This window comes from Mesorhizobium caraganae, assembly GCF_016836705.1.
Classification (GTDB): domain Bacteria; phylum Pseudomonadota; class Alphaproteobacteria; order Rhizobiales; family Rhizobiaceae; genus Mesorhizobium; species Mesorhizobium caraganae.
On record NZ_JAFCGY010000030.1, the window covers coordinates 38,251 to 63,325 of the forward strand.

General features: G+C 62.5%; 24 protein-coding genes and 4 pseudogenes. 25 read left to right on the forward strand and 3 right to left on the reverse strand.

All coding sequences use genetic code 11. From position 1 onward, the window contains the following. Positions 1-29 precede the first annotated feature (29 nt). The 21 genes from JQK88_RS29400 (at position 30) to JQK88_RS29495 (ending at position 20,293) form a co-directional block, all read left to right on the forward strand. Entirely contained in the window at positions 30-1,115 is a 1,086-nt protein-coding gene (locus JQK88_RS29400; protein WP_203280262.1) for a hydrogenase small subunit, read from the forward strand. A 24-nt stretch (positions 1,116-1,139) separates the two neighbouring features. Beyond that, positions 1,140-2,930, forward strand: a complete 1,791-nt coding sequence (locus tag JQK88_RS29405) for a nickel-dependent hydrogenase large subunit (RefSeq protein ID WP_203280263.1) — start codon at positions 1,140-1,142, stop codon at positions 2,928-2,930. Between the two features lie 12 nt (positions 2,931-2,942). Further along, a complete protein-coding gene (gene cybH / locus JQK88_RS29410; protein WP_203280264.1) occupies positions 2,943-3,662 on the forward strand; it encodes a Ni/Fe-hydrogenase, b-type cytochrome subunit in 720 nt (239 codons plus the stop codon). Then, the gene (locus tag JQK88_RS29415; protein WP_203280265.1) at positions 3,663-4,271 is read left to right on the forward strand and encodes a HyaD/HybD family hydrogenase maturation endopeptidase; all 609 of its coding nucleotides are present in this window, start codon (positions 3,663-3,665) and stop codon (positions 4,269-4,271) included. 46 nt (positions 4,272-4,317) lie between these two features. Next, entirely contained in the window at positions 4,318-4,857 is a 540-nt protein-coding gene (hupE, locus tag JQK88_RS29420) for a nickel permease HupE (RefSeq protein ID WP_246750095.1), read from the forward strand. A gap of 97 nt (positions 4,858-4,954) precedes the next feature. Further along, the gene (locus JQK88_RS29425) at positions 4,955-5,251 is read left to right on the forward strand and encodes a HypC/HybG/HupF family hydrogenase formation chaperone (protein WP_203280267.1); all 297 of its coding nucleotides are present in this window, start codon (positions 4,955-4,957) and stop codon (positions 5,249-5,251) included. A 162-nt stretch (positions 5,252-5,413) separates the two neighbouring features. Continuing rightward, entirely contained in the window at positions 5,414-5,863 is a 450-nt protein-coding gene (locus JQK88_RS29430; protein WP_203280268.1) for a thioredoxin domain-containing protein, read from the forward strand. Next, positions 5,860-6,708 (forward strand): hydrogenase expression/formation protein, encoded by an 849-nt coding sequence (locus tag JQK88_RS29435; protein ID WP_203280269.1) that lies wholly within the window; start codon positions 5,860-5,862, stop codon positions 6,706-6,708. The genes JQK88_RS29430 and JQK88_RS29435 overlap by 4 nt, the downstream gene beginning before the upstream one ends. Next, a complete protein-coding gene (locus tag JQK88_RS29440) occupies positions 6,705-6,920 on the forward strand; it encodes a rubredoxin (protein ID WP_203280270.1) in 216 nt (71 codons plus the stop codon). The genes JQK88_RS29435 and JQK88_RS29440 overlap by 4 nt, the downstream gene beginning before the upstream one ends. Beyond that, positions 6,910-7,434, forward strand: a complete 525-nt coding sequence (gene hybE, locus JQK88_RS29445; RefSeq protein ID WP_203280271.1) for a [NiFe]-hydrogenase assembly chaperone HybE — start codon at positions 6,910-6,912, stop codon at positions 7,432-7,434. Before JQK88_RS29440 ends, hybE begins: the two co-directional genes overlap by 11 nt. A 41-nt stretch (positions 7,435-7,475) precedes the next feature. Then, on the forward strand, positions 7,476-8,540 hold the full coding sequence (locus JQK88_RS29450; protein WP_312037350.1) for a nickel-dependent hydrogenase large subunit: 1,065 nt from the start codon (positions 7,476-7,478) through the stop codon (positions 8,538-8,540). Next, complete coding sequence (gene hypA, locus JQK88_RS29455) at positions 8,533-8,874, forward strand: hydrogenase maturation nickel metallochaperone HypA (RefSeq protein WP_203280273.1); 342 nt, start codon at positions 8,533-8,535, stop codon at positions 8,872-8,874. The genes JQK88_RS29450 and hypA overlap by 8 nt, the downstream gene beginning before the upstream one ends. Then, complete coding sequence (hypB, locus tag JQK88_RS29460) at positions 8,874-9,743, forward strand: hydrogenase nickel incorporation protein HypB (protein ID WP_203280274.1); 870 nt, start codon at positions 8,874-8,876, stop codon at positions 9,741-9,743. The genes hypA and hypB overlap by 1 nt, the downstream gene beginning before the upstream one ends. An 18-nt stretch (positions 9,744-9,761) precedes the next feature. Further along, on the forward strand, positions 9,762-12,038 hold the full coding sequence (gene hypF / locus JQK88_RS29465) for a carbamoyltransferase HypF (protein WP_203280275.1): 2,277 nt from the start codon (positions 9,762-9,764) through the stop codon (positions 12,036-12,038). After that, positions 12,029-12,259, forward strand: coding sequence for a HypC/HybG/HupF family hydrogenase formation chaperone (locus tag JQK88_RS29470; protein ID WP_203280276.1), 231 nt, complete (start codon positions 12,029-12,031; stop codon positions 12,257-12,259). Before hypF ends, JQK88_RS29470 begins: the two co-directional genes overlap by 10 nt. Next, entirely contained in the window at positions 12,256-13,413 is a 1,158-nt protein-coding gene (hypD, locus tag JQK88_RS29475; protein ID WP_203280277.1) for a hydrogenase formation protein HypD, read from the forward strand. Before JQK88_RS29470 ends, hypD begins: the two co-directional genes overlap by 4 nt. Beyond that, entirely contained in the window at positions 13,410-14,459 is a 1,050-nt protein-coding gene (gene hypE, locus JQK88_RS29480; protein ID WP_203280278.1) for a hydrogenase expression/formation protein HypE, read from the forward strand. Before hypD ends, hypE begins: the two co-directional genes overlap by 4 nt. A gap of 7 nt (positions 14,460-14,466) precedes the next feature. Next, complete coding sequence (locus tag JQK88_RS29485; protein WP_246750096.1) at positions 14,467-15,774, forward strand: formyltransferase family protein; 1,308 nt, start codon at positions 14,467-14,469, stop codon at positions 15,772-15,774. Further along, the gene (locus JQK88_RS36530; RefSeq protein ID WP_246750097.1) at positions 15,657-16,151 is read left to right on the forward strand and encodes a Clp protease/crotonase-like domain-containing protein; all 495 of its coding nucleotides are present in this window, start codon (positions 15,657-15,659) and stop codon (positions 16,149-16,151) included. The genes JQK88_RS29485 and JQK88_RS36530 overlap by 118 nt, the downstream gene beginning before the upstream one ends. Beyond that, positions 16,148-17,062 (forward strand): response regulator, encoded by a 915-nt coding sequence (locus JQK88_RS37245; RefSeq protein WP_203280287.1) that lies wholly within the window; start codon positions 16,148-16,150, stop codon positions 17,060-17,062. The genes JQK88_RS36530 and JQK88_RS37245 overlap by 4 nt, the downstream gene beginning before the upstream one ends. Before the next feature lie 843 nt (positions 17,063-17,905). Further along, a complete protein-coding gene (locus JQK88_RS29495; protein WP_203280279.1) occupies positions 17,906-20,293 on the forward strand; it encodes a Ulp1 family isopeptidase in 2,388 nt (795 codons plus the stop codon). 217 nt (positions 20,294-20,510) lie between these two features. Here JQK88_RS29495 and JQK88_RS29500 read toward each other — a convergent pair. After that, positions 20,511-21,212: pseudogene (locus JQK88_RS29500) on the reverse strand (IS6 family transposase). Positions 21,213-21,260: 48 nt separating this feature from the next. Here JQK88_RS29500 and JQK88_RS36540 point away from each other — a divergent pair. Together JQK88_RS36540 and JQK88_RS29510 are read left to right on the forward strand one after the other, a co-directional pair. Next, positions 21,261-21,506: pseudogene (locus tag JQK88_RS36540) on the forward strand (DDE-type integrase/transposase/recombinase); the annotation flags it as partial. A 313-nt stretch (positions 21,507-21,819) separates the two neighbouring features. Continuing rightward, positions 21,820-22,028, forward strand: a pseudogene (locus JQK88_RS29510) (IS21 family transposase); the annotation flags it as partial. Between the two features lie 53 nt (positions 22,029-22,081). Here JQK88_RS29510 and JQK88_RS29515 read toward each other — a convergent pair. Beyond that, entirely contained in the window at positions 22,082-22,753 is a 672-nt protein-coding gene (locus JQK88_RS29515; protein ID WP_203280286.1) for a YopT-type cysteine protease domain-containing protein, read from the reverse strand. A gap of 276 nt (positions 22,754-23,029) precedes the next feature. Continuing rightward, the gene (locus JQK88_RS37590) at positions 23,030-23,539 is read right to left on the reverse strand and encodes an aminoglycoside phosphotransferase family protein (protein WP_376740470.1); all 510 of its coding nucleotides are present in this window, start codon (positions 23,537-23,539) and stop codon (positions 23,030-23,032) included. Between the two features lie 306 nt (positions 23,540-23,845). Here JQK88_RS37590 and JQK88_RS29525 point away from each other — a divergent pair, with 306 nt between their 5' ends. Both JQK88_RS29525 and JQK88_RS37830 read left to right on the forward strand, forming a co-directional pair. Further along, entirely contained in the window at positions 23,846-24,673 is an 828-nt protein-coding gene (locus JQK88_RS29525) for a MurR/RpiR family transcriptional regulator (protein ID WP_246750106.1), read from the forward strand. A gap of 276 nt (positions 24,674-24,949) precedes the next feature. Beyond that, a pseudogene (locus JQK88_RS37830) lies at positions 24,950-25,075 on the forward strand (IS30 family transposase); the annotation flags it as partial.

The following is a 25,075-nucleotide window of genomic DNA, read 5'->3' on the forward strand; positions in this document are numbered from 1 at the left end:
ATGGGGGATGAAATTGCTAGAGGAGCAACATGGCAGCTGCCGAAACCTTATATGACGTCATTCGTCGCCAGGGGATCACCCGGCGCAGTTTCACCAAGTTTTGCAGCCTGACGGCCGCGAGCCTCGGTTTCGGCCCGGGTGCCGCGACAGCGATGGCTGAAGCACTCGAGACCAAGGAACGCGTTCCCGTCATCTGGATGCATGGGCTCGAGTGCACCTGCTGTTCGGAGAGCTTCATCCGCTCGGCCCATCCGCTCGTCAAAGACGTCGTGCTGTCGATGATCTCGCTCGACTACGACGATACGATCATGGCGGCCGCCGGCCATCAAGCGGAGGCTATACTCAAAGAGACGAAGGAGAAGTACAAGGGCAAGTACATCCTCGCCGTCGAGGGCAATGCGCCGCTCAACGAGGACGGCATGTTTTGCATCGACGGCGGCAAACCCTTCGTTGAGAAGCTGAAGTGGATGGCCGAGGATGCCATGGCGATTATCGCCTGGGGCGCCTGCGCCTCTTGGGGCTGCGTCCAGGCGGCCAAGCCGAACCCGACCCAGGCGACACCCATCGACAAGGTCATCCTCGACAAGCCGATCATTAAGGTACCAGGCTGTCCCCCGATCGCGGAGGTGATGACCGGGGTCGTCACCTTCATCACGACCTTCGGCAAGCTGCCGGAACTCGACCGGCAGGGCCGGCCCAAGATGTTCTATTCGCAGCGCATCCACGACAAGTGCTACCGCCGAGCGCATTTCGATGCCGGCCAGTTTGTCGAGGAGTGGGACGATGAGGGCGCACGCAAGGGCTACTGTCTCTACAAGATGGGCTGCAAGGGCCCGACCACCTACAATGCCTGCTCTACCGTGCGCTGGAACGGTGGCGTTTCCTTCCCGATCCAGTCAGGCCACGGCTGCATCGGCTGCTCGGAAGACGGCTTCTGGGACAACGGCAGCTTCTATGACCGGCTGACGAACCTCCATCGGTTCGGCGTCGAGGCCAACGCCGACAAGGTCGGCATGACCGCCGCCGGCATCGTGGGTGGCGCAATCGCCGCCCATGCCGCGGTAACCGCGTTCAAGCGCGTGACCACCAAGCGCGAAAAAGCCGACGCATCATAATCACTCCCGGGGAGCAACAGCATCGTGACAATTCAAACACCCAACGGCTTCACACTGGACAATTCGGGCAAGCGCATCGTCGTCGATCCCGTCACCCGCATCGAGGGACATATGCGGGTGGAGGTCAATGTCGACGAGAACAACATCATCCGGAATGCGGTCTCGACCGGCACCATGTGGCGCGGCATTGAAGTCATCCTAAAGAACCGCGACCCCCGCGACGCATGGGCCTTCACGGAGCGCATCTGTGGCGTCTGCACCGGCACGCATGCGCTAACCTCTGTACGCGCGGTCGAGAACGCGCTCGGCATCACCATCCCGGACAATGCCAATTCGATCCGCAACCTGATGCAGCTGGCGCTGCAGGCACATGACCATGTCGTGCACTTCTACCATCTTCATGCGCTCGACTGGGTGGACGTGATCTCTGCGATCTCGGCCGATCCGAAGGCGACCTCGGCGCTCGCGCAGTCCGTGTCCGACTGGCCGCATTCCTCTCCAGGCTATTTCAAGGACATCCAGACCCGGCTCAAGAAATTCGTCGAGTCAGGCCAGCTCGGACCCTTCAAGAACGGCTATTGGGGCAATGCATCCTACAAGCTGCCGCCGGAGGCCAATCTCATGGCGGTGGCGCATTATCTGGAGGCGCTCGACTTCCAAAAGGAGATCGTCAAGATCCACACGATCTTCGGCGGCAAGAACCCGCATCCAAACTGGCTGGTCGGCGGGGTACCCTGTCCGATCAATATCGACGGTACTGGTGCGGTCGGCGCGATCAACATGGAACGGCTTAACATGGTCACCTCGATCATCGACCAGATTATCGAGTTCAACGACAAGGTATACGTTCCCGACATCATGACCATCGGCTCCTTCTACAAGGACTGGCTCTATGGAGGCGGTCTGTCGGGCAAGAACGTGCTGGCCTATGGCGACGTACCCGAGCACGTCAACGACTACTCCGAGGCAAGCCTGAAGCTGCCGCGCGGCGCGATCATCAATGGCAATCTCGCCGAAGTGCTGCCGGTCGACCATGAGGATCCCGAGCAGATCCAGGAATTCGTCACCCATTCCTGGTACAAATATCCCGACGAGACAAAGGGCCTGCATCCCTGGGACGGGGTTACCGAGCCACATTACGAACTCGGCCCCAACGCCAAGGGGACGAAGACCAATATCGAGCAGCTCGACGAGGCCGCTAAATATTCCTGGATCAAGGCGCCGCGCTGGCGCGGCCATGCCATGGAGGTCGGGCCGCTCGCCCGCTGGGTCGTCGGCTACGCCCAGAACAAGGCGGAGTTCAAGGACCCGGTCGAAAAGATGCTCAAGGATCTCGGCCTTCCGGTTTCAGCCCTCTTCTCGACACTCGGCCGCACGGCAGCTCGTGCGCTCGAATCGAGCTGGGCCGGCCACCAGATGCGCTATTTTCGGAACAAGCTGATCGCCAACATTAAGGCCGGCGACGTCTCTACGGCCGATGTCGACAAGTGGAAGCCGGAAACCTGGCCCAAGGAGGTCAAGGGCGTCGGCTTTACCGAGGCCCCGCGCGGCGCGCTCGCGCACTGGATCAAAATCAAGGACGGCAAGATCGACAACTACCAGTGCGTCGTACCCACCACATGGAACGGCAGCCCCCGCGATCCGGCAGGAAATATTGGCGCCTTCGAGGCTTCGTTGATGGATACGCCGATGTCAGACCCCACCCAACCGCTCGAAATCCTCAGGACCATCCATTCCTTCGATCCGTGCCTAGCATGCTCGACGCATGTCATGAGCCCGGACGGTCAGGAAATGGCCAAGGTCCAGGTCCGGTGAGGAGGATACGTCATGACTATCCATGAAACTCTCGCCGCCGCCGCCCACGGCGGAAAGGCCGTCGAGCGCCAGAGCATCTATGTTTACGAAGCGCCGGTGCGCATCTGGCACTGGGTCAACGCCGTCTTGATCCTGACGCTCGCGCTAACTGGCTATTTCATCGGCTCGCCGCTGCCTTCCGTGCCGGGCGAGGCCAGCGCCAATTTCCTGATGGGGTATATCCGCTTCATCCACTTCGCGGCGGGGCAGGTCCTTGCCGTGTTCCTGATCCTCAGGGTGTACTGGGCCTTTGTCGGCAATATCCATGCCCGCCAGATCTTCCATGTGCCCTTCTGGAGCGGCCGCTTCTGGAAGGAATGGCTGCATGAGGTGCGGTGCTACACGTTCTTGGCCCGGCAGCCGAAGAAATATGTCGGCCACAATCCTCTTGCCCAGTTCACCATGTTCCTGATGGTCACCCTGCCGCTCTTCTTCATGGTGATCACCGGCTTTGCGCTCTATAGCGAGGGTGCCGGGCGCGACAGCTGGGAATATGCGCTCTTCGGCTGGGTGTTCTCGATCTGGCCCAACAGCCAGGACACCCACACAGTCCACCATCTCGGCATGTGGGTAATCCTCGTCTTCGTCATGGTTCACATCTATGTGGCGATCCGCGAGGACATTATGAGCCGCCAGAGCATCATTTCGTCGATGATTTCCGGCGAACGGCTCTTCAAGGACAGGGAGGACTAGATGGTCGCCCCAAATCCCTTGGCCTCTTCGCCTTCCCCGCGGATTCTCGTGCTTGGCATCGGCAATATCCTCTGGGCCGATGAAGGCTTCGGCGTGCGCGCGGTGGAAACCTTCCACAAGGCGTATCGGGTGCCTGACTACGTCACCGTCCTCGATGGCGGCACGCAGGGGCTCTATCTCGTGCAGTTCGTCAATGAACACGATCGTTTGATCGTGTTCGACGCCATCGACTACGGCCTCGAGCCGGGCACGATGAAGATCGTGGAAGACGACGAGGTGCCGAAATTTACTGGCGCCAAGAAGATGAGCCTGCATCAGACCGGCTTCCAGGAGGTGCTGAGCGCCGCTGACCTCATGGGGCACTATCCAGATCGGCTGGTTCTCATCGGGTGCCAGCCGCTGGATCTCGAGGACTGGGGCGGCCCGCTGACGACGCCGGTCAAGGCAGTCATACCGCGCGCAATCGAAACGGCAGTAGGAATATTGCGGGACTGGGGCGTCGTCGTCACTGCGCGACCGGAAGGAGCAGCGGTTCCGCCACTACTTGAAAACGACATCGATTTCGAACGTTACGAGCGCCGAGCCGCATCGGCCGCATTGCGCTATTGAGGACGATATCATGAATTTCCGTAGGCTTGCGGCGACGCTCGTCGCGATGGCGCTGCCGGGCATCGCCCACGCGCATGTCGGCCTTCACACCGACGGCGCGCTTGCCGGCTTCAGCCATCCGTTCAGCGGTCGCGATCATATCCTGGCGATGGTCGCGGTCGGCTTCTGGGCCTTGACGCTGGGCGGTAAAGCCCGATGGATCGTTCCCTTGGCCTTGGTGACGGTCATGGCGGTGGGGGGCGCCCTGGGCATTTACGGCCTCGCTTTTCCAATGGTGGAAACCGGGATCGCGCTGACCCTCGCGCTGCTCGGTCTGCTGGTGGCTTTCGAAGTGAAGGTTTCAACGTCGGTCGCAGCGACTGTGGTTGGAACATGCGCGCTCTTCCATGGCCATGCCCATGGCACCGAACTTCCGGCGATGGCGCATGCTGGCGGCTATGTGGCGGGCTTCATGGCTGCCACGGTCATGCTGCATCTCACCGGTTTCGGGCTGGCCTTGTTGAGGTTCGGCAACGCCCAGCGAGTTGCTGCGCGGACCGCCGGCGTGGCCATTGCCCTTGCCGGTGCAGTCCTGCTGGCCGGCTGAACTTCTCCCAGGGCTGAGGCCGGTGGGGAGTCGTGTGGGCACCCTGCGCACCGCGGCTCCCGATTTCATGAGATCTGGACGACGCAGGAGGAGCATCGTGTGCATCGGCATTCCCATGCGGGCCGTCGCCGGCAATGAGTTCGTCGCGCACTGCGAGCGACATGGCCGGATATCCTCGATCTCCCTCATGCTGGTCGGCCCACAACCGCCGGGAACCTACCTACTCACCCATCTCGGCTCCGCCATCCGGGTGCTGGACGCCGACGAGGCCCGCGCCATCGACAACGCACTCGCGGGCCTTGCTGAAGCTGTCGAGGGGAGGGCTTTCGACGCCCTCTTTGCCGATCTCACCTCGCGCGAGCCGGAACTGCCGCCGCATCTGCGTAGCAAGTGAAAAGAAAATTTCCAAGGTGGGAGAACTTTCCATCCAGATGCCCGCGATACTTTTTGTGAAGACGGAAATTTGTCTTCCAGATCAACGGAATCCCAAGTCTGGCACGCTGCTTGCTCCTCATTTCCCTGGAATGTTTAGCACTGTTGGTTTGTGGAGGAGACTATGCCATCTGTCCTGGTCCGCGCCCTGAGCGAGCGGGCGCGCCTGCCCCTCATCGACGAGACGAATATCGATGCCTTCCTCGCTCCGGCGGCGGGTGAACCCGACAATGCCGTGCTGTTCTTCACCGGCGATCCGTCGCAGCGGCCGGAAGCCGATGACGTCGCCGTCGTCCTCCCGCATATCCTCCAGGCCTTCCAAGGCCGCTTGCGCGGCGCCGTGGTCCTGCGCACGGCCGAAGACAAGCTAAAGGCCCGCTTTAACGTCGTTGTGATGCCGAGCCTCGCCGTGACTCGTCGAGACCAACCGGTCGGCGTGCTGGGCAAGATCCGCGACTGGTCCGAATATGTCGAGAAGATCAGCGCCTGGCTCGCGCCCGACGCGCCGGTCATGGTGCCCTCGGGCGGACCGAGGGTCGAGATCACCCATGCCGGCAAGGCGAGCGTGCGATGAAGGCCGGATTCTGGGTCGCCCCCGAGGGCGAGGATGCGGCGATGACGGTGATGCCGATCGGCCCCGAGCCGCCGCTGCGTGCCCGCAAGCTCAATTTCCTCGCCACCAGCAGCGCCGAGGAAATGATCCGACGATGTCGGCGGACGGCGATGCTCCTGCCGGAACTCGCTGACGCGCTCGCCGTTCAGAAGGCCGACCGGCCGGGCCGGCTATTCGACATCACCGATTTCCCCGACAACGACAAGGAACTGATCGCCCAGACTCTCGGCGAGGGCGAGGTCGCCGGCGTCGCGGCATTGGCGAACGGCATCACGGCCCGGATGCAGGAGGCGGTGATGGCTGGCGTCTGGCGCGTCCGTTTCACCGCCGGTGAGGGCCGGCTCATTGCCGACTATGTCGAGGTCGCGAGCATTCCCGCCGCTGTCAAACAGGCGTGCTCGGCGCTGCCGATCTCGATCAGCCACGGGCCGGCGCCGACCGGCGCCATGAACGTCATGCCCGTGCTGACCGAGATCGGTGATCGCATCGCCTGTTACAGCGACGGTGGTCCGGGCCATATCATCACCTTCTCGCTCTTCCCGATGAGCCCGCAAGACATGGCCTTCCTGCAGGAAACGCTGGGTGCCGGGCCAGTGCAGCTCACCTCGCGCGGCCATGGCAGTTGCCGCATCGTGGTGACCGGCACGCGTAATGTCTGGTCGGTTCAGTTCTACAACGCCAGGGACACGATCATCCTCGATACGTTGGAGATCTGCGACATTCCCTCGGTCGCGATCGCCGCCGAGGTTGATTTCCGGGACTCCCAGGCGAGGCTTTGTGAGATCGAGGAGGCCTATTTCAAATGAGCGCCTTCGAGAATTTCGGCAAGCGCGAGACCGTGTCGGACGACGACCAGATGGAATGCGGTATCTGCTGGCATGTCTATGATCCCGCTGAGGGTGACCCGGTCTGGCAGATTGCTCCGGGGACGTCGTTTGCAGACCTGCCGAAAGACTGGCGCTGCCCAAATTGCGATGCGCTGCAATCGAAGTTCATGAGGCTAGGTGATGGACGCTGACGTCGCCGAGAGGGCCGAGATCGATCCCGCGCAAGCGCTCGGCCGGCGGCTCGAGGCCTGCTACCGGCGCATATACGCGACCGCCATGGCCGATGTGCCGATCTGCAATCCCGCGCTTGGCATTGCCTCGACCGGTTTTCGGACTCACGGCGGTCGTGCGTTCGGCATCGTGACTACACCATGGTTCATGAATCTCGTGGCAGCGGATCTGCCGCAGGGTCCTTCCTGCGCCCCACTTGCCACCGGTACGACCCTGCGTGTCGGCCTGCCCGCGGGTGAGGTCGGGTTCATTGCCGGTGAACTCGATGCGATTGGCCGTGTCGATTCCTGCTCACTGTTTTCGCCGGTCTTCGAGTTCGCGACGATGGAGGCTGCCCTCGAAACAGCGGACGAAGCGGCCCGGGCCTTCTTTGATCCAGCCACGCTCGAACGGTCGCCCGCCCCGCCCGCGGCGGTCAACCGGCGTGACCTGTTGCGCGGGCATTTCCGCAGGTGCGAGGAGGCGTCGCAATGACATTCCTTCTCGGGGCAGGCGCGATAAGGATCGACGTAACCGTGTCGCGCGCGCTTGCCTGTTCCGTCGCGGTGAAGGCGAACCGCCCGCAGGGGCTGACGCGCATGTTCGTCGGCCGCAGGCCCGAAGAGGCGCCACCTCTTGCCGGTCAAGTCTTTTCGCTATGCGGTTTTGCGCAATCCGTAGCGGCGCGGCTCGCCGTCCTGAATGCAGCGGATATGACGATGAAGGTGGACGAACGGATCGGCGCCGGCGCCGGATTGCTGGCCGAGCGGATTTTCGAAACCTTGCGGGCGCTCATCCTCCACTGGCCATGCCCCCTGCCGGCATCGCTCGGCGCAACCGCCGGTAGACATCTCCGCGAAGCGCTGGCCGCTTCGCAAGAGATCATCGCCGCGGCCAAGGCCGGGCAAATCGACAGGGCGCATTTGGCGACCGCCGCTGCGCGGCTGCGTGCGGCGGCCAGCGCGCTCGGCATCCCGAGCCAGGGCGACACACCATTGCCGGAATCAGCCTGCGCCGCGATGTTGCAGGATATAGGCGACGATCGGGTCTTCAATGGCCGGCGGCCCGATCCACTGACCATTAATGACGATCCCGAAGTCATTGCCCGGCTTTGCGCTGAGCCCGGCTATGCAAGCCTGCCGCATCTCCAAGGCCGCGTCGCGGAGACGGGCGCGTATGCCCGGCGCGCGGCCGATGACGTGGAGGCTTCCCATCTGGTCCAACGATTGCTAGCCCGCATCAACGACGCGCGCCTCTGCCTCAAACAACTGACGGCTCTCGCAGCAACCGGCAAGTACGATGGAGCATCACTCGCCTGCGGCGGGACCACGCCGGGCGCCGGTGGCTACGGTGCTGTGGAATGCGCGCGTGGCCGGCTCTATCATCAGGCCGAGATCGGCGGCGACGGCAGGCTTTCGTCCTATCGCATCCTCGCCCCGACCGAATGGAATTTTCATCCCGCCGGCCCCTTCGTCGAGACACTGCTGTCGTCACCCGTCGGGACCGATGCGGCCGCCGTGAGATCGGTGTCGCGGCTCGCGGTCCTGTTCGATCCCTGCGTGGCCTTTGAGGTTAATGTGCGCGAGGCCGCACATGCATGAAATGTCGCTGATGGAGAGTGTGATCGAGATCGTCTGCGATACGGCGCGGCAGAACGGCGCGATACGCGTCAAGTCGGTCCGGCTCGATGTCGGCGTGCTGAGCCACGTCGAGCCGGACGCGCTGATGTTCTGTTATGAGGCCGTGCGACACGGCACGATTGCGGACGAGGCGACGCTCGAGATCAACCGCATTGCCGGCGAGGGCTGGTGTCTCGACTGCGGCAAGACGGTCGCCTTGGAGGAGCGGTTCGGCGCCTGCCCGGACTGCGGACGGCATCGGGTCCAGATGACGGCAGGCGACGAATTGAAGATCAGGGATATGGAGGTAAGCTGATGTGCACGGTATGCGGTTGCGGGATTTCTTCCATCGAGGGTCACAAGCACGAGGAGGGCGGGCACGGTCACAGCCATGACCATCATCACGACCATGACCACGACGACCACCACCATGGCGATGGCGGGCATGATCATCACCATGCCGCGGACTGCAGCATGCACTATGGAAACGGGATCGCCGGCGTCAATGTGCCAGGCATGAGGCAGGAGCGGATCATCCAGGTGGAGAGACACATCCTCTCCAAGAACGACGCCTATGCGCAAGAGAACCGGCGATATTTTGAGCGCCAGGGCATCTTTGCGCTCAACTTCGTCTCCAGCCCCGGCTCGGGCAAGACCAGCCTGCTGGTCCGCGCGATCAGTGACCTAAAGGACCGCCTAACGATCTCGGTTATCGAAGGTGACCAGCAGACCTCGAACGACGCGGCTCGGATCCGCGAGACCGGCGCCCGCGCCATCCAGATCAACACGGGCAAGGGCTGCCACCTCGACGCCCACATGGTGGGCCACGCGGCTGAGGATCTCGCGCTCGAACCAGGCTCTGCGCTCTTCATCGAGAATGTCGGCAACCTCGTCTGTCCCGCCGCCTTCGATCTCGGCGAGGCCCACAAGGTTGTGGTGCTATCAGTCACCGAAGGCGAGGACAAGCCGCTCAAATATCCCAACATGTTCGCCGCCGCCGACCTGATGGTCCTCAACAAGGCCGACCTGCTGCCGCATCTCGATTTCAATGTCGGCCTCTGCATCGCCAACGCCCTGCGCGTCAATCCGCGCCTCCAGACGCTGACGGTCTCCGCCCGCACGGGAGAGGGCATGGAAGCCTTCTATGCCTGGCTCGAGGCATCCGCCGCCCACCAGGCCGCGTGACCGAAGGTGGCATGAACCATGGCGAAGGCGCTCGCGCGAGCGATCGAAAACCCGATCCGGCGGCTCAGGCTGCGGGTGCGCGGCGCCGTGCAGGGCGTCGGGTTCCGGCCCTTCGCCTACAGGATCGCGCGGACTATGCGGCTTTCTGGCTTCGTGCTGAACGACAGTGCCGGCGTGCTGATAGAGATCGAGGGTCCGGATGCGGGCCGCTTTCCCGACGCGATCCGGACCCAGGCGCCGCCGCTCGCCCGCATCGACTCGATCCACGTGCTCGAACTCTCGCCAGCCGGTGGCGAGCGGTTCGAGATCCTCGAGAGCCTTGGCGGCAAGAGCGCGACCCGGATCGGCGCGGATGCCGCGACCTGCGCCGAATGCAGGTGTGAGCTGACCGATCCCGCGAGCCGCTTCTTCGGTTATCCCTTCGTCAACTGCACCCATTGCGGCCCGCGCTTCACCATTGCTCGCGCGCTGCCCTATGACCGGACGCAGACCTCGATGACATCGTTTCCGATGTGCCGGGCCTGTGCCTCGGACTATATCGATCCGGAGAACCGGCGCTTCCATGCCGAGCCGATCGCCTGCCCCGATTGCGGCCCGAGTCTCAGCCATTCAATCACGGAGATTGCGGCGCGGCTCGAAGGCGGCGCCATCGTCGCGCTCAAGGGCATCGGCGGTTTCCACCTGCTCTGCGACGCCCGCAACGATGCAGCGATCGATCTCCTGCGGCTGCGCAAGGCTCGTGACCAGAAGCCGCTTGCCGTCATGGTCGCCGGCATCGAGGCGGCGCGGCAGTTCGCACGACTGAGCCAAGCCGAAGAAGCCTTGCTGGCCTCGCCCGCGAGCCCGATCGTGTTGGTCGAGGCACGTGCCGGTGCGCTCTCCAACCTCATCGCGCCCGGCCTCGCGCGGATTGGGCTGATGCTCGCTTATGCTCCACTGCATCATGTGCTGCTCGACGAACTCGCCCGCCATTCGCCGCACCGACCTGCAGCGCTGGTCGCGACCAGCGCCAATCCCGGTGGTGAGCCCCTTGTGGCCAACAACGCCGACGCCGAGCGCCGCCTTGCCGCGATTGCGGATCTGATCGTCACCCATGATCGCGACATCACCGTCCGCGCCGACGACTCCGTCATGCAGGTCATCGATGGCGCCCCCGCGTTCATCCGTCGCGCCCGCGGCTTCGTGCCCGAGCCCGTCGATCTCGGCGAGGATGGACCTGCGGTGATCGCCACCGGCGCCGACCTCAAGAACACTATCTGCGTCACACGTGGGCGCGAGGCCTTTCTCTCGCAGCATATAGGCGGCCTCAACAATGCCGAGGCGATCCGTTTCCAGCGCGAGGCGATCACCCATCTCTGTTCGATCCTGGACGTGAAGCCGGAATTCGCGGCCTCGGACCTGCATCCGGATTTCTGTTCGGTGCGGATGGCACAGAGCCTGGGCCTGCCGGTCGTGGCAGTCCAGCATCATATCGCCCATGTCGCGGCCGTGGTGGCGGAACATCGGCTTTCCGGCCTGGTTCTCGGGCTTGCGCTCGATGGCCACGGTTTCGGCGCCGATGGCACGAGTTGGGGCGGCGAAATGCTCATCGTCGATGGGGGTCATTGGCGCCGAGCGGGATCGCTTGTATCGCTGCCGCTGCCCGGTGGCGACCGCGCGGCGCGTGAGCCTTGGCGCATGGGGGTGGCCGCCCTGCAGGAGGCCGGATCCATTGATTTCGCGTCGCAGCTCTGGCCAGGTCATCCGGGTGTTGCGCAGCTCGCGGCGATGTTCGAACGCGGTATGCAGCCGTCCCGGACAACCAGCCTCGGCAGGCTCTTCGATGCCGCCGCGGCGATAGCAGCCATTCGTCTCGTCCAGACCTACGAAGGGCAGGCGGCGATGGAGCTCGAGGCCCTGGTCCGGGCGCCGCGCTGTCTCTGCGACGGCTATGCAATCCGGGACGGGATGCTCGATTTCCGGCCGCTCATCCTGCATCTTGCGCGGGAAGGACTGAGCGGCGCTGACGCGGCCGATCTCTTTCACGGTACGCTGATCGCGGGACTGGCGGAATGGGCGGCAAGGGAAGCGGCATCCCTCGGCATCCCGCAGGTCGCGCTCGGCGGCGGATGCTTGATGAATCGGGTCCTTGCGGCCGGACTTGCGCAAGCGCTTCGGGACCGCGGTCTCAAGCCCTATTTGCCACGTCTGGCGCCAGCCAATGACGGCGGCATCGCGCTCGGCCAGGCCGCCCATGCGCGGCAGGTCATCAAGAACGAGAATGCATCAGCACAGGAGAGCCGGACATGTGCCTAGCGATACCGGTCGAGGTCAAGGAAGTGCTGCCCGACAACATGGCGAAGGTCACGCTCGACGGCGTCTCGAAGATCGTTTCGACCGCGCTGATCGACGATGTCCGGCCGGGCGACTATCTCGTCCTTCATGTCGGCTATGCGCTCGCGAAGATCAATCCGGAGGAGGCGGAAAGGACGCTCGCCCTCATCCGCCAAGCTGCTGCCATGGGAGATGCGGGATGAAATATATCGACGAATATCGCGACGGCAGGCTCGCCAAGGAGATCGCCCGGCAGATCGCCGCTCTCGCCGATCCGGCGCGTGCCTATTACTTCATGGAGTTCTGCGGCGGCCATACGCATGCTATTTCCCGCTATGGTCTCGAGGACCTGCTGCCGGCCAATGTGCGGATGATCCACGGACCGGGCTGTCCCGTCTGCGTGCTGCCGATCGGCCGTATCGATGCGGCGATCGCGCTCGCCATGCGGCCGAAGATCACGCTCTGCACCTATGGCGACCTGATGCGCGTGCCGGGCTCGAACGGATCGAGCCTCTTGAAGGCCAAGGCGGCCGGCGCCGATATCCGCATGGTCTATTCGACGCTCGATGCGCTCAGGATCGCCGAGGCAGAGCTCGAACGCGAAGTGGTGTTCTTTGCCATCGGGTTCGAGACCACGACGCCACCGACCGCGCTCGCGCTCAAGGCGGCGATCGCCAAGGGGCTCGGCAATTTCTCGATCTTCTGCAATCACGTGCTGACGCCGGCGGCGATCCAGAACATCCTGGAAAGCCCTGACGTTCGCAAGCTCGGCACGATCAAGATCGACGGTTTCGTCGGCCCTGCCCATGTCTCGACCGTCATCGGCACCGAACCTTACGAATTCTTCGCCGGAAAATTCCAGAAGCCGGTGGTGGTGGCGGGCTTCGAGCCGCTCGACGTCATCCAGGCGATCCTGATGCTGGTGCGCCAGGTCAATGACGGCAGGCACGAGGTCGAGAACCAGTATATCCGCGCTGTGACCGCGCTCGGCAACGAAAAGGCCCAGGCCGAGGTGGCGAATTTCTTCGAGCTGCGCGAGAGCTTCGAATGGCGCGGTCTCGGCGAAGTTCCCTATGGCGCGCTGCGGCTCCGGCCGCAATATGTGGCCTACGACGCCGAGAAGCGCTTTTCGATGGTGACGCCCGCCGCGAAGGACAACCCGGCCTGCGAATGCGGCGCGATCCTGCGCGGCGTCAAGAAGCCGGCCGACTGCAAGCTGTTCGGCACGGTCTGCACGTCCGATACACCGATTGGCTCCTGCATGGTGTCGGCGGAGGGCGCCTGCGCCGCGCACTGGACCTATGGCCGCTTCCGCAAGAAGGCGCGGCAGGTGGATGTGGGGAGGGCGGTCGCATGAACATGATGATCAAGGCCTACAGGCGCAAGCTCGATGTCGCGAACGGCCGTGTCGACCTCTCGCACGGGGCCGGCGGTCGCGCCATGGGCCAGTTGATCGAGGGCATTTTTTACAAGGCTTTCGACAATGACTGGCTGAGGGCCGGCAACGACCAGTCGGCCTTTTCGGTGCCTGGCGGGCGGATGGTGATGACCACGGACGGCTACGTCGTTTCGCCGCTTTTCTTCCCCGGCGGCAATATCGGCACCCTCTCCGTGCACGGCACGATCAACGACATCGCCATGGCGGGCGCGGTGCCGCTCTATCTGTCGGCGAGCTTCATCATCGAGGAAGGTTTTCCGTTCGCCGATCTCGAGCGCATCGCCCAGAGCATGGGCGCCGCCTCGCGCGAGGCCGGCATGCCGATCATCACCGGCGACACCAAGGTCGTCGAGCGCGGCAAGGCCGACGGCGTCTTCATCTCGACCGCCGGCGTCGGCTTGGTTCCGGACGGGCTCGATCTCCGGTCGGACGCCGCCCGGCCCGGCGATGCGGTGATCATTTCCGGCTCGATCGGAGACCATGGCGTCGCCGTGATGTCGAAACGCGAGAACCTGGAATTCGACACCGACATCGTCTCCGACAGCGCGGCCCTGCACGGGCTGGTAGCAGACATGGTCGCGGCTGGCGGGGCGCATATCCGGCTAATGCGCGATCCGACGCGCGGCGGCATCGCCGCGACGCTGAACGAGATCGCCAGCCAGTCCCGGGTCGGCTTCCGCATCGACGAAGACAAGATCCCGCTCAAACCGCAAGTGGCTGCAGCCTGCGAGTTCCTCGGTCTCGATCCGCTCAATGTCGCCAATGAAGGGAAACTGGTAGCAGTCGTGGCGCCGGAGAGCGCTGACGCCGTGCTCGCGGCGATGCGCGCCCATCCGCTTGGCAGTGAGGCGGCGCTGGTCGGCCACGTCGTGGCCGACGACAACTGCTTTGTCCAGATGACGACCTCGTGCGGCGGCCGGATTGTCGACTGGCTTTCGGGCGAACAATTGCCCCGGATCTGCTAAGAGGCCGATGCGCATCCTGCTTCTTTGCCACAATTTCAACTCGCTCTCCCAGCGCCTGCATGTCGACCTGAGACGGGCTGGTCACGAAGTGACGGTCGAGTTCGACATCCATGACGACTTCACTCGCGAGGCGGTCGCTCTCTTTTCGCCGGACCTCGTGATCGCGCCCTTCCTCAAGCGGCCGATCCCGGCCGATGTCTGGCGTGGAACGCTCTGCCTGATCGTCCATCCGGGCATCCGTGGCGATCGCGGCCCGAGCGCCCTCGACTGGGCGATCCTCGACGGCGAAGCGACCTGGGGCGTCACACTGATCGAGGCTCGTGAGGAGATGGATGCGGGGCCCGTCTGGGCTTGGGCGGAATTTCCGATGCGCCACGCTCGGAAGTCGAGCCTCTACCGATATGAAGTGACCCAGGCTGCCGTAGCCTGCGCCTTCGAAGCGATCGGCCGCACCGAGCGCAGGGTAGGGGCGGCGCTGCCGGCGAACTGGGGCAGGAGGTACCAGCGACCCGCCTGCCGGACGTCCGACCGTATCCTCGACCCGACCCGACACTCGGCCGAGGAAGCGCTACGCATCATCCGGGCGTCGGACGGAGGTCCCGGCGCTACGATGACGATCGCCGGACAGCCTTTCCTGGCGTTTGACGCCGAGCGTGCGGAAGGAGTTCCGGGGCCTGCTGGCGCGCTCATCGGCCGTTCGCGGCACGCTCTCGCCATGGCCTTCCGTGAGGGGGCGCTGTGGATCGGCCATCTCCGGCGACCGGATTCCGGCTCGCTGAAACTGCCGGCGCTCCGGCTGCTCGGTGCCGAAGCAAGCGATCTGCCCATCATCGAAGGACCCGAACCCTGCCGTTACCGGGAGGAGAACGGCGTCGGACTTCTCGAATTCCGCTTCCACAACGGCGCGATGTCGTCGGAAGATTGCGATACCTTGCGCAAGGCGATCACGAGGGCCAAGGCGCGCTCGCTTCCGGTTCTTGTGCTGCGAGGCGACGCGGATTGCTGGTCGAACGGCATCCATCTCGGCATCATCGAGGGCGCCGACAGCGCCGCCGACGAATCCTGGCGCAATATAAACGCGATGAACGACTTGGTGCGCGAGATCATCGAGACCGATGACCGAATGGTTATTGCCGCGGTGCTCGGCAATGCCGGGCTGGCGGCGTCTTCCTGTCGCTTGCCGCCGACGAAGTCTGGATGCGCGAGGGCGTCATCCTCAATCCGCACTACAAGGACATGGGCAATCTCTACGGCTCGGAATACTGGACCTATCTGCTGCCGGCTCGGGTCGGCGAGGACCGAGCCCGCCGCGTGACCCAGGCAAGGCTGCCGATGGGGGTCGACGAGGCGTTTGAACTGGGGCTCGCCACCAGGCGCCTGCCGGGAAATGTAGAATCCGCCGATTGGGAACTGCTCCGCGCTGCCGCCGAACTCGCAGCCTCTCCCGATCTTGCCCGGCGGATTGCTGCCAAACGGGCGCACCGCGCTGGCGACGAGGCCGAGAAACCGCTTGCCGCCTATCGGGAAGAGGAACTGCGGCGGATGCGGCGCAATTTCTACGGCTTCGACCCGAGCTATCACGTGGCGCGCTACAATTTTATCCGCAAGACGCCCAAGTCTCGTACGCCCGTCACGCTCGCTGTCCACCGCGCGAACGCCGGCCATTCGGACCGTAGGAACACCATGCGATGACGAACCCGCTCGCAACCGTTCTCGTGGTCGGCGACGAGGTGCGCTCAATCGAGGCTATCCCGCGAGTTCTATCTGATGCATTCGAGGTCATCGGCGCGCGCAACGACCTTGGAGGCTTTCTCCGCGAGGTCTGTGATGAGTTGCGTGCCACGCTTGGCCCGGACAAGCGCGTCCGAACCCTTGAACCAGTCCTTTTCGACGGTAAGACGCTCCGAACTCCGAGGGCTCTAGACACTTCGTGCGAGAACATCTCGGTGTCGGTGAATGCGATGGCGCAGTTGATGATCGTCGATATGGACGGATTGCCTGTGTCGCCAGGATCCGCCACGGCGTTGCTGTTTCTCGCATCCTTCAAGAACCCTCTGGCGATGTCGAGCGCCGTCTGGCGCTTGTTCGTTCCGCCGATGATTCTTGTCGAGTTCCTTCGCGCCTGCGGCCTTGGCGGACGGCCGCGGCGCTTTTGCGGCTGCTCCTCCGGGCTTCCATGCTGGCTCGTAAATCGAGATCACCTTGTCGACGGCCGAGATTTGCGCCTGCACCTCGACAAGCTCTGCCGTCAGATCGCGGGCGCGCCCTGCCAGCTCGCTTCGCTTGGCCTTCAACTCCTCCGATACGCCCATCACGCCGCCCCCCGAAACCTTGCTCTCGGGGATACAGATCAAGGATCAACGTTCTGTTGGCGGTTGCTACCGAATAGCGAGGTTTTCGTGCCGTGCCAGCTTGATCACGCGCGCGCGCCCACTCGTGCTCTGGTTGGTTTCGGGGTGTCGGGCAGCGGCTTTCCTGGATCGAAGCCCGACGCGTCGTGGCCGATCGCGATCGACAGCGAGGCGATGCCGCTCTCGTGTGGCAAGATTGATGTACTGCATGATCAGGATGAGCGCGGTGGACGGCTCGACGAAGAGCCGTAGCGGACGAGCCGTGAATTGCTGGAGCGTCTGCAGGCGGAGCGTCCGGGCTGTATCCCGATCACCTTCTGCGGACGCTGCAGCGTCGCCTGAAGATCTGGTGGAAGGAAATTGCGGGAATCTCCGTGTGCTCGACGGCTCATGTCGTCTTCCGGCTTCTTGTTGGGTTGTTTCGCCATTGTTATTCTCTTCTTGAAGTCTCGCACTATCAATGCTCGTTTGAGCATACGCTATAAGAACCTCGGGATAATCCATCGCGAGCTTCAGTCCTGCGATCTCTCCGAAAACTAGCTTTGGAAAAGGCTAACGCGACGGCGCGATGCAGTTCGGGCCGTCAACCGAGCCAATGGCGAACTGATCCGGACCCAGTCATGGGGAACATTATGCTGAGGCAACGGAAATTTCCGTCGGGAGCATTCCACGCGAGGCAATAAGAACTCCATTCTGATCGCCGCGCCGCCCCCCTCCATGCACGGCATAATCTGTCGACATACCGCCATATCTCATATGCATTGGACAGATCGATTGACATCACTGCTACGGTCACACCGAGCCATCTTCTCACAATTCGCCGCAATCTGCATCATCGGTCATGGCGAAGTTTGGCGCACCGCTGTCAACTTGCGCATCGGGAGGTTGACGTGAAGATCAAAGAGCGAGGAGTGCAAATGGCGCCTGCCCCAGGATTATCTCGGCACCGCGATCTCTACTCTACCGCCCAATACGCCCAAATCGCCGCAGGACGCTCCGAAGACCTTTGGGGAGCTTGATCGCGGTGTTCTACAACCCTGCTTGTTCCCGTCGCGATCGATTGAGCTGCGACACGGATCACCGAAGAAACAGGAAATGGCTGTCATGATCCCAGAGAACGGTGACTTCAGTCCGGAGACATGGGCTTTCCTTGTGGCCCTGACGGGCCTCACTCCGCCGACCGCCGACCCGGTGGACATGGAAAGCACGATCGGATTGGTCAGCCATCCAGACAACGTTCCAGCGACGGATGAGGGCGTGGCTGGCGGAACATATCCGCACGCCTACGAGCATCTGCAGCCACACCTCCCCTCGGACGCGCTTGATGCGCAACTGATTCCACCGCGGGGGCATGTTTCGCCGCCGGAACCTGTTGCCGGGACGAGCGATAGCACTCCCGGGTTTCCTGCCGTGGACAGGGGAGCGACCGCGGGAGCAGACGACTACGCGCAGGCCTATGGCGTCATTATCGATGAGTTGCCTCATCCGCTGTGGGCGGTGGCGCAGGCTTGGCTCGCCACCGCGCAAAACTATTCCGAAATGGCACGGCAGATAGTCGAGCAGTTTCGGCGCGACGGTTTCCTAGCGAGTCCGGACGAACACGATGCGCTTACTACGGCCGACGACTCCACCAGGGCGCCAACGCAGACCAATCCATCGGTTCCGGGGCCGTCGGCCGAGCAGCCGGACATCTTGGGCGGGGCCATGGAGCCACGCAATCGGACGCGTGGCAAGCGCGGGAGGCTGGCCACCGAACATGAGGAAGACGGCAGGGCGGCTCAACGGCGGCAATTGAAGGTCCCGCAACGTATGGCGCTCGGCGCCACCGAATGGCTGGGTGACGAGCACATCAAGGCGGACTACGATCGTCTTGCCCATGAACTGAGACAGACCTACCCAAGATTCGCCGCCCAGACCCGGTTTGTGTCGCCCGCGGTCGTCCACTTCCTGCGCTTAGCCGAACCAGCCCCTCTGCAGGAGGCGCTGCAAGCGCTTTATGTCACCGAGGCCAACCAAGAGACGCGGTTCCTGTTCTTGCCGGTGAACAACAGCGATGGTGAGGCCGACGGGACCCACTGGTCGCTCCTGTTCGTCGACCGAGGACATCCCCAGGGGCCGCAGGCCCATCATTATGATTCACTGAAGGGCTTTGCGCAGCTCCATATTGCAGGCCAGCTCGCTAGCAAGTTGGGGGTGACGACATGGTACCGGGAAGGCCAGATGGCGCCGCAGAGCAACGGGTATGACTGCGGTGTTTCGGTGCTGGCGGCCACACGTGAACTGGTGACCAGGCTGGCGAACAGCCGGCCGCCAGAGGGCGCATCGCTGGATCTTCGAGACGTCGTCGCCGATCGTACGGCGTTGCTGGCGCGGCACGGGGCGCGACCGGCAATCGCCTTGGAGGAGAGTCATCCGGAGGCGGCTTCAAGCTCGAAACCGAAACGTCGGAGTCGAAAGAAGCTCCATGAAGAGCTTCCCGAATCGGTGAGTCAAACCATGGCGACGGAGTTTGGGCTGTCACGCGAGGAGTCCGAACGCGTTGGCATGCGCACCGGCGGATCACGTGCTTTGAAGTCCTTTGTGGACAATGCGGAGGCGCTGGCGAACCTCGAGTTCGGTGGCCAGAAGCTCGGCAAGGACGATACCCTCAAGATCCTACGCAATGTTGGTGCGGCGCAGGCGGTGCAGACCCTGCTGGTCAAGGCGGAGGCGCTGGCGAACCTCGAGTTCGGCGGCCAGAAGCTCAGCAAGGACGACATCCTCAAGATCCTTCGTGCCAAGGGCGCCGCCCAGGCGATGCAGACCCTGCTGGACAAGGCGGCGGCGCTGGCGGAGCTGGAGTTCGGCGGCCAGAAGCTCAGCAAGGTCGATATCGTCAAGATCCTGGGCAATGATGGTGCCACCCAGGCGGTGCAGACCCTGCTGGACAAGGCGGAGGCGCTGGCGAAGCTGGAGTTCGGCCGCCAGAAGCTCAGCAAGGATGATATCGTCAGAATCCTGGGTCATTCCGGCGCGGCGCAGGCGGTGCACGCCCTGCTGAAGAGTGAGAAGGCGCTGGCGAAGCTGGAGCTCGGCGGCCAGAAGCTCAGCAAGGACGACATCCTCAAGATCCTGGGTAGGGCCGGCGCGGCGCAGGCGTTGCACGCCGTGCTGGAGAGTGAGAAGGCTCTGGCGAAGCTGGAGCTCGGCGGCCAGAAGCTCAGCAAGGACGACATTCTCAAGATCCTGCGCAACAACGGCGCGGCGCAGGCGGTGCGCGCCCTGCTGGACAACGCGAAGGCGCTGGCGAACCTCGAGTTCAGCCGCCAGAAGCTCAGCAAGGACGATATCGTCAAGATCTTGGGCAATGTGGGCGCGGCGCAGGCGGTGGACGCCCTTCTGGAGAGCGCGGACAAATTAAAGAATAAGGCTAAATCGCGAGTGTTGGCGGCGGCCAGCAACCATCGAGGCGCTGCTGCCGCAATTAGAAAATTAAGTGAATGACACTACGGCGACATATATCGGCGATACAGTCTTTCATTGCCACAAGTAACGCAATTATAAATATATCTCGCGATCACCTCCAAAGCGGACCCGACGTGGAGCCGGCCGCCATTTCCATTCAAAGACCGGCCGGTTTTCGGCATTCCTCCCGGGCCATCAACTTGGCGGCGATGTCACGTTATCTGCATATGAACGCAATGAGACTTTTGCGCTGATCTCAGCTGACGATGGTCACGGCCTTCCATTCCGCCATGGCCTGCAGGCGATGAATGTGTATGGCGAGAGCAGAGCGGTTTGAGCTGGGTGGGACGAAGAGATTTCTGAGGGCAGAGAAGATCGAGACGAAGCGCTACAGGCCACCCGGCGATCGGAAGCCCCGCATCGTCCGCTCCCTCTTTCGTAGCGGCACATGCGAATTCTCGGCACGATTGTTCAAACCCTTGTGCGATCGGTGCTCGACGTCCGGCATGACCTGCCGCCGCGCTGCGCCATAGGAGCCCAGCTTGTCGGTGACCTTCCGCTTCGGCGCGACGCCCTCCTTCTTCAATAGCCGCGTCAACAAATCGCTTGGCAGCCTTGGTGTTGCGGCGGTTCTGAACGATCTCGTCGAGCACATATTCGTCCTGATCGACGGCGCGCCACAGCCAGTGCTTCCTGCCGGCGATACTGATGACGACTTCATCCAGGTGCCAGATATCGTTTCGGCTGGGCTGCTTGCGATGCAAGCTACGGGCATAGTCGGGCCCGAACTTCTTCGCCTAACGGCGGATCGCTTCGTAAGAAACCACCATGCCCCGCTCCAGCAGCATTTCCTCGACCAGGCGCAGGCTGAGCGGAAACCGGAAATAAGCCAGACCGCCTGTGCGATGATCTGTGGCGGGAAGCGATGGCGCTTATAGCTGACGGCGGGCATGTTCATGCCATCGCCTCTATCCAGAAAACCACTGACGGCGAGTTAAGGTAATAACGTCCCATCGACAGCGTCGGCGACGCGGTGACGTTGTTCCTCAGCGAAAACCGTGACCTATCGGCGGCGAAGCGCTTCTTTCGTCAGGCTCTTGCGCGCCATGGCCGACCGGATCGCAAGGTCATCGACGGCAGCCACACCAATCACGCGGCGATATGCCTCTGCGATGCGGAAAACCGGCTCCGGGATCGGTCACGGCGGTCGCTGAAGCCGTTCCGCATCCGGCAGGACCAATACCTTACGGATATATTTGACAAGGGCCGTTCTGCTCTGATGTTCGTTGAATGCAACATCGCTTCTAACCTGCGCAAGACTCGTCTTGCCCAACGAGAGCTACGACGGCACGGTTCACATCGTGGACGGTAGCATCGAGGACATTAGCCCCGGGAGGAGCGCGGTGCCCGAAGCTCGAAGCGCCCACAAAGCGGCCGTATCGATCCCGTTCCACGAAGTCGCAGCGCGTGGGTCTGGATTGTGCCAGAAAGCCTTCCAGTGCATCGGCGGCGACCTTGCCGCAACAATATTCGGCTCCGGCACGATCGATGCACGTTTGCCAGCCTTCTCGCTCGTGCTTGGCGACTCGCGCTACATCTTCGCCCGCTACGTCATGCACCAGGACCTGCAGACGCTGCTGCGCAGTCATTGCCAGGCAGAGGCCATTGGCGGGTGCCGATCGAGATTCTCCACGACCGCATGAAGACGGCCGTCACCGGTGAGGATGGGAACGGCCACATCGTCTACAATCGCTCGCTGCTGACGCTGGCCCGGCGAAACGCGACTGTAGAGGACGGATATCCAGTTATCGGAAAGTTCGGCCCGACTTAGTACATTCTTTGTAGGGTGACTGTCGACAAATGCTGCCCGTTGGGGTTCCTGTATCGATTAATGAGGCTCTGGAATAATGAAGCCATATCCTGTGATCGAACAGTAAATTCTCCAAAGTTAGGGTCGAAGAGCGTGGTCATCCCATTCGACGCCGACGTCGCAACTGTGTGTGCGCCACCTTCGGCGAAATAGAAGCTGAGCAAACGGGTCGATCCGTCTTCGGTGATTTTGTCCAGCATGCGCGAGAAGCTCGAAGGCTCGCCGACTTTGTATCTTTTCTCTTCTCCGGACGGAGCCAAGCCTGCTTGCTGCAACATGGTGTTTTGTGCCTGAAGCTCGGCCTGAGTAGCTCTTGCTCCCTCGCTTCGTAACAGATCCTTGAGGGTCTGATACTCGTGCTGCCGCTCAGCCGCTATGGCGTGCCCTTGCGATCCGGGCATTAGTGCATTCATTCGGGCTGACGCGCTGTTGCCGTTGTTGAGATTGAGCAGCCACCCCGCAGTCAGCCCAACACAGATACCGTCTGTATTCGCCTGAAGCAATTCGGCCGTCCGGTAATTGAACAGGGAGGTGCTCGGCCTCGCTGAAGAGGATGTACTGGCGCTGGAAGAGTTTGAACTGTGAAAATTTGCATCCGAGGTGTGTGGTTTGCTGACGCAGAGCCCCATTTTGTCGGACAACTCCCCAAGGGGGAGCTTCCACCGCGGCGCGAGATTCTGCTTGGATTCAGTGTCAGCTCGGATTCAGTCGATGACGGCGTGTGGCCTTCTATGCTGGGAGGATTTGCGGTACCGGCTTGCACAGCCTCGCTTAGGTGCTGCTCAAAGTCCGCTTGCCCCGCTTGCTCCTGTTGCATCATGAAGGAGTGCATCGCGGAAATTTGGATCGGATGGATTGAGATTGTGAAGTGGGCCCATGTTAACCTCCGAATACGGGTAGGCTGGCTAGCCTTGGCGTTCCCATGCTGCGCGGCTTTGCTTACGAGAAACTGACGGGTGCTCATAAGGATTCACAATGAGCATTGGAAGCCGCAGTGTTTTCCCGGAGATGCCGCCGTTGGGGCTCCGTTGCAAGTGGCGGAAAGCCAAGCAAGAACCCGGTGGAGCAGGCGAACACGATCTAGTCCGGCGGTTTCGTTGACTACATCCACTTGCCGGGCAAGACGGCCGGCAGCCGCAGCGATCGGATGATCCGCAGAACAGGTTGGCGTAGTCGAAGCCTCGCTCACCTTTCAGGCCCTTGGGGTCGATAGCGCGCGAACCGATCCGCCAACGGGTTACTCTGTCATCTTTGCTGCCAACGGGCGACTGCAACGGCCATCTAGGTTGATAGCGACTATTTGTGACAAAGTGGCCTGCGTGCCTAAACCTTAAGGTGACGCCAAATGTGATGGATCCGCAATGGTGCGCGCTGGAGCAGATGCAGGGGTCTACCGGCCGAAGACGAACTGACATCAACCCACCTTTGCCCGTCGCGAAGGTCCTGCATGTGGCTGAGTGCAAGTCAGGTTTACGTCAGAAAGGACGGCTATGTGCAACTGCCGACCATTGCCGCAATGAACATTTCGCGCTTGCTCACGTGACGAGAGCTCCGAAGGCAGCACGATCGAAAATTGAAGTCCATTTGGAATTCATGAGCCAATTCGGCTCCGACCGTTGCATTGCCGACTTTTCAGGGAGTAGCCGGCAATTAGGTGAATGGGGTATTTCAGAATGGAAAAAGGTCCTTTGGCGGAGCTGTTGGTCGAACGGTTCGAGAATATGCCGCCGCAGCTGCGGGTCGCTGCGCGTTTCGTGCTGGATCATCCCAAGGACGTCGCACTGATGTCGATGCGCGAGCAGGCGCAGCAGGCCGGCGTTTCGCACAGCACGATGATGCGGCTGGCACGATGGCTTGGCCTCGAAGGCTACGAGGATATGCGCAGCCTTTATGCGCGCGCGCTGCGTGAGACAATCGCCGGCGAGCCGGCGCGACAGGGGATCCAACAGCATGGCGATCCAGGATATTCGACTGCCGGCTTCGTTACCGGCACGCTCGCGGCCCAGATTTCAGGTCTTGGTGAATACGGCAATGCCATACAATTCATCGCCGCCGCCGACCTGCTTGCAAGATCACGCAATCTTTTCGGTCTCGGCTCACGCACCGCCTATCCGGTCGCGAGCCACTTCATTCACGTCATGTCGTTTCTGGCTCGCGGCGACCGCAAGGTGACGCTTGTCGGCGAGATGGCCGGACAGGGCGTGGATACCCTCCAGCACGCGGGACCTAGCGATGTGCTTCTGGCTGTGGCCATGTCGCCTTATGAACGCACGACCATCGAGGTGGCGCGCCAGTCGGCTCGGCAGGGTGTCAGGGTGGTGGCAATCACAGACAGCAGCGTGTCGCCGCTGGTCCGGATCGCGCAGGAAACAATCATCGTTCCGTCAGATTCGCAGTCATTCTTCCGTAGCATGGTGCCGGCGTTCGCCGCCGTCGAGCTTCTGGCGGCACTGACGGCAGTGCGGTCCGAAACGGATGCCGCAGAACGGGTAAAGCAGTTGGAAGAGGAGCTTGCTTTTTTTGGCATTTATTGGGAGCCCCCTCGATAACATCTGGAAGCTTCCGATCGGGCGGGCGTGAGGGCAGCCAGGCTGACGGCGATAGCGATTTCCGGAGGTCGTTCAGATAGTGCGCCCGGTGCCTACCAAGCCCGTCCAGCCGCAGAAGGTCAATGCCAAGGCGAACGCCGCGCAAACAACGCGGTTGGAGGCGCAGGCAGCGGAGCTCCGGGAGCAGATCCGGCTCGCCAAGGTCCGATTAGCATCGGTGGGTTCAATAGGTCGCCGCAACACTCTTAATCTGAGAGGATGAGGAGGTGTTGCAAGGTGACGTCACGGATCTGGTTTACGTCAGCGCAGAAGGCCGAGCTTTGGGAGCGATGGAAGCAAGGTCAGAGCATTTCGTCGATCTCGCGGGCACTGGATCGCCGGAACAAGACCGGCGTTCAGCGG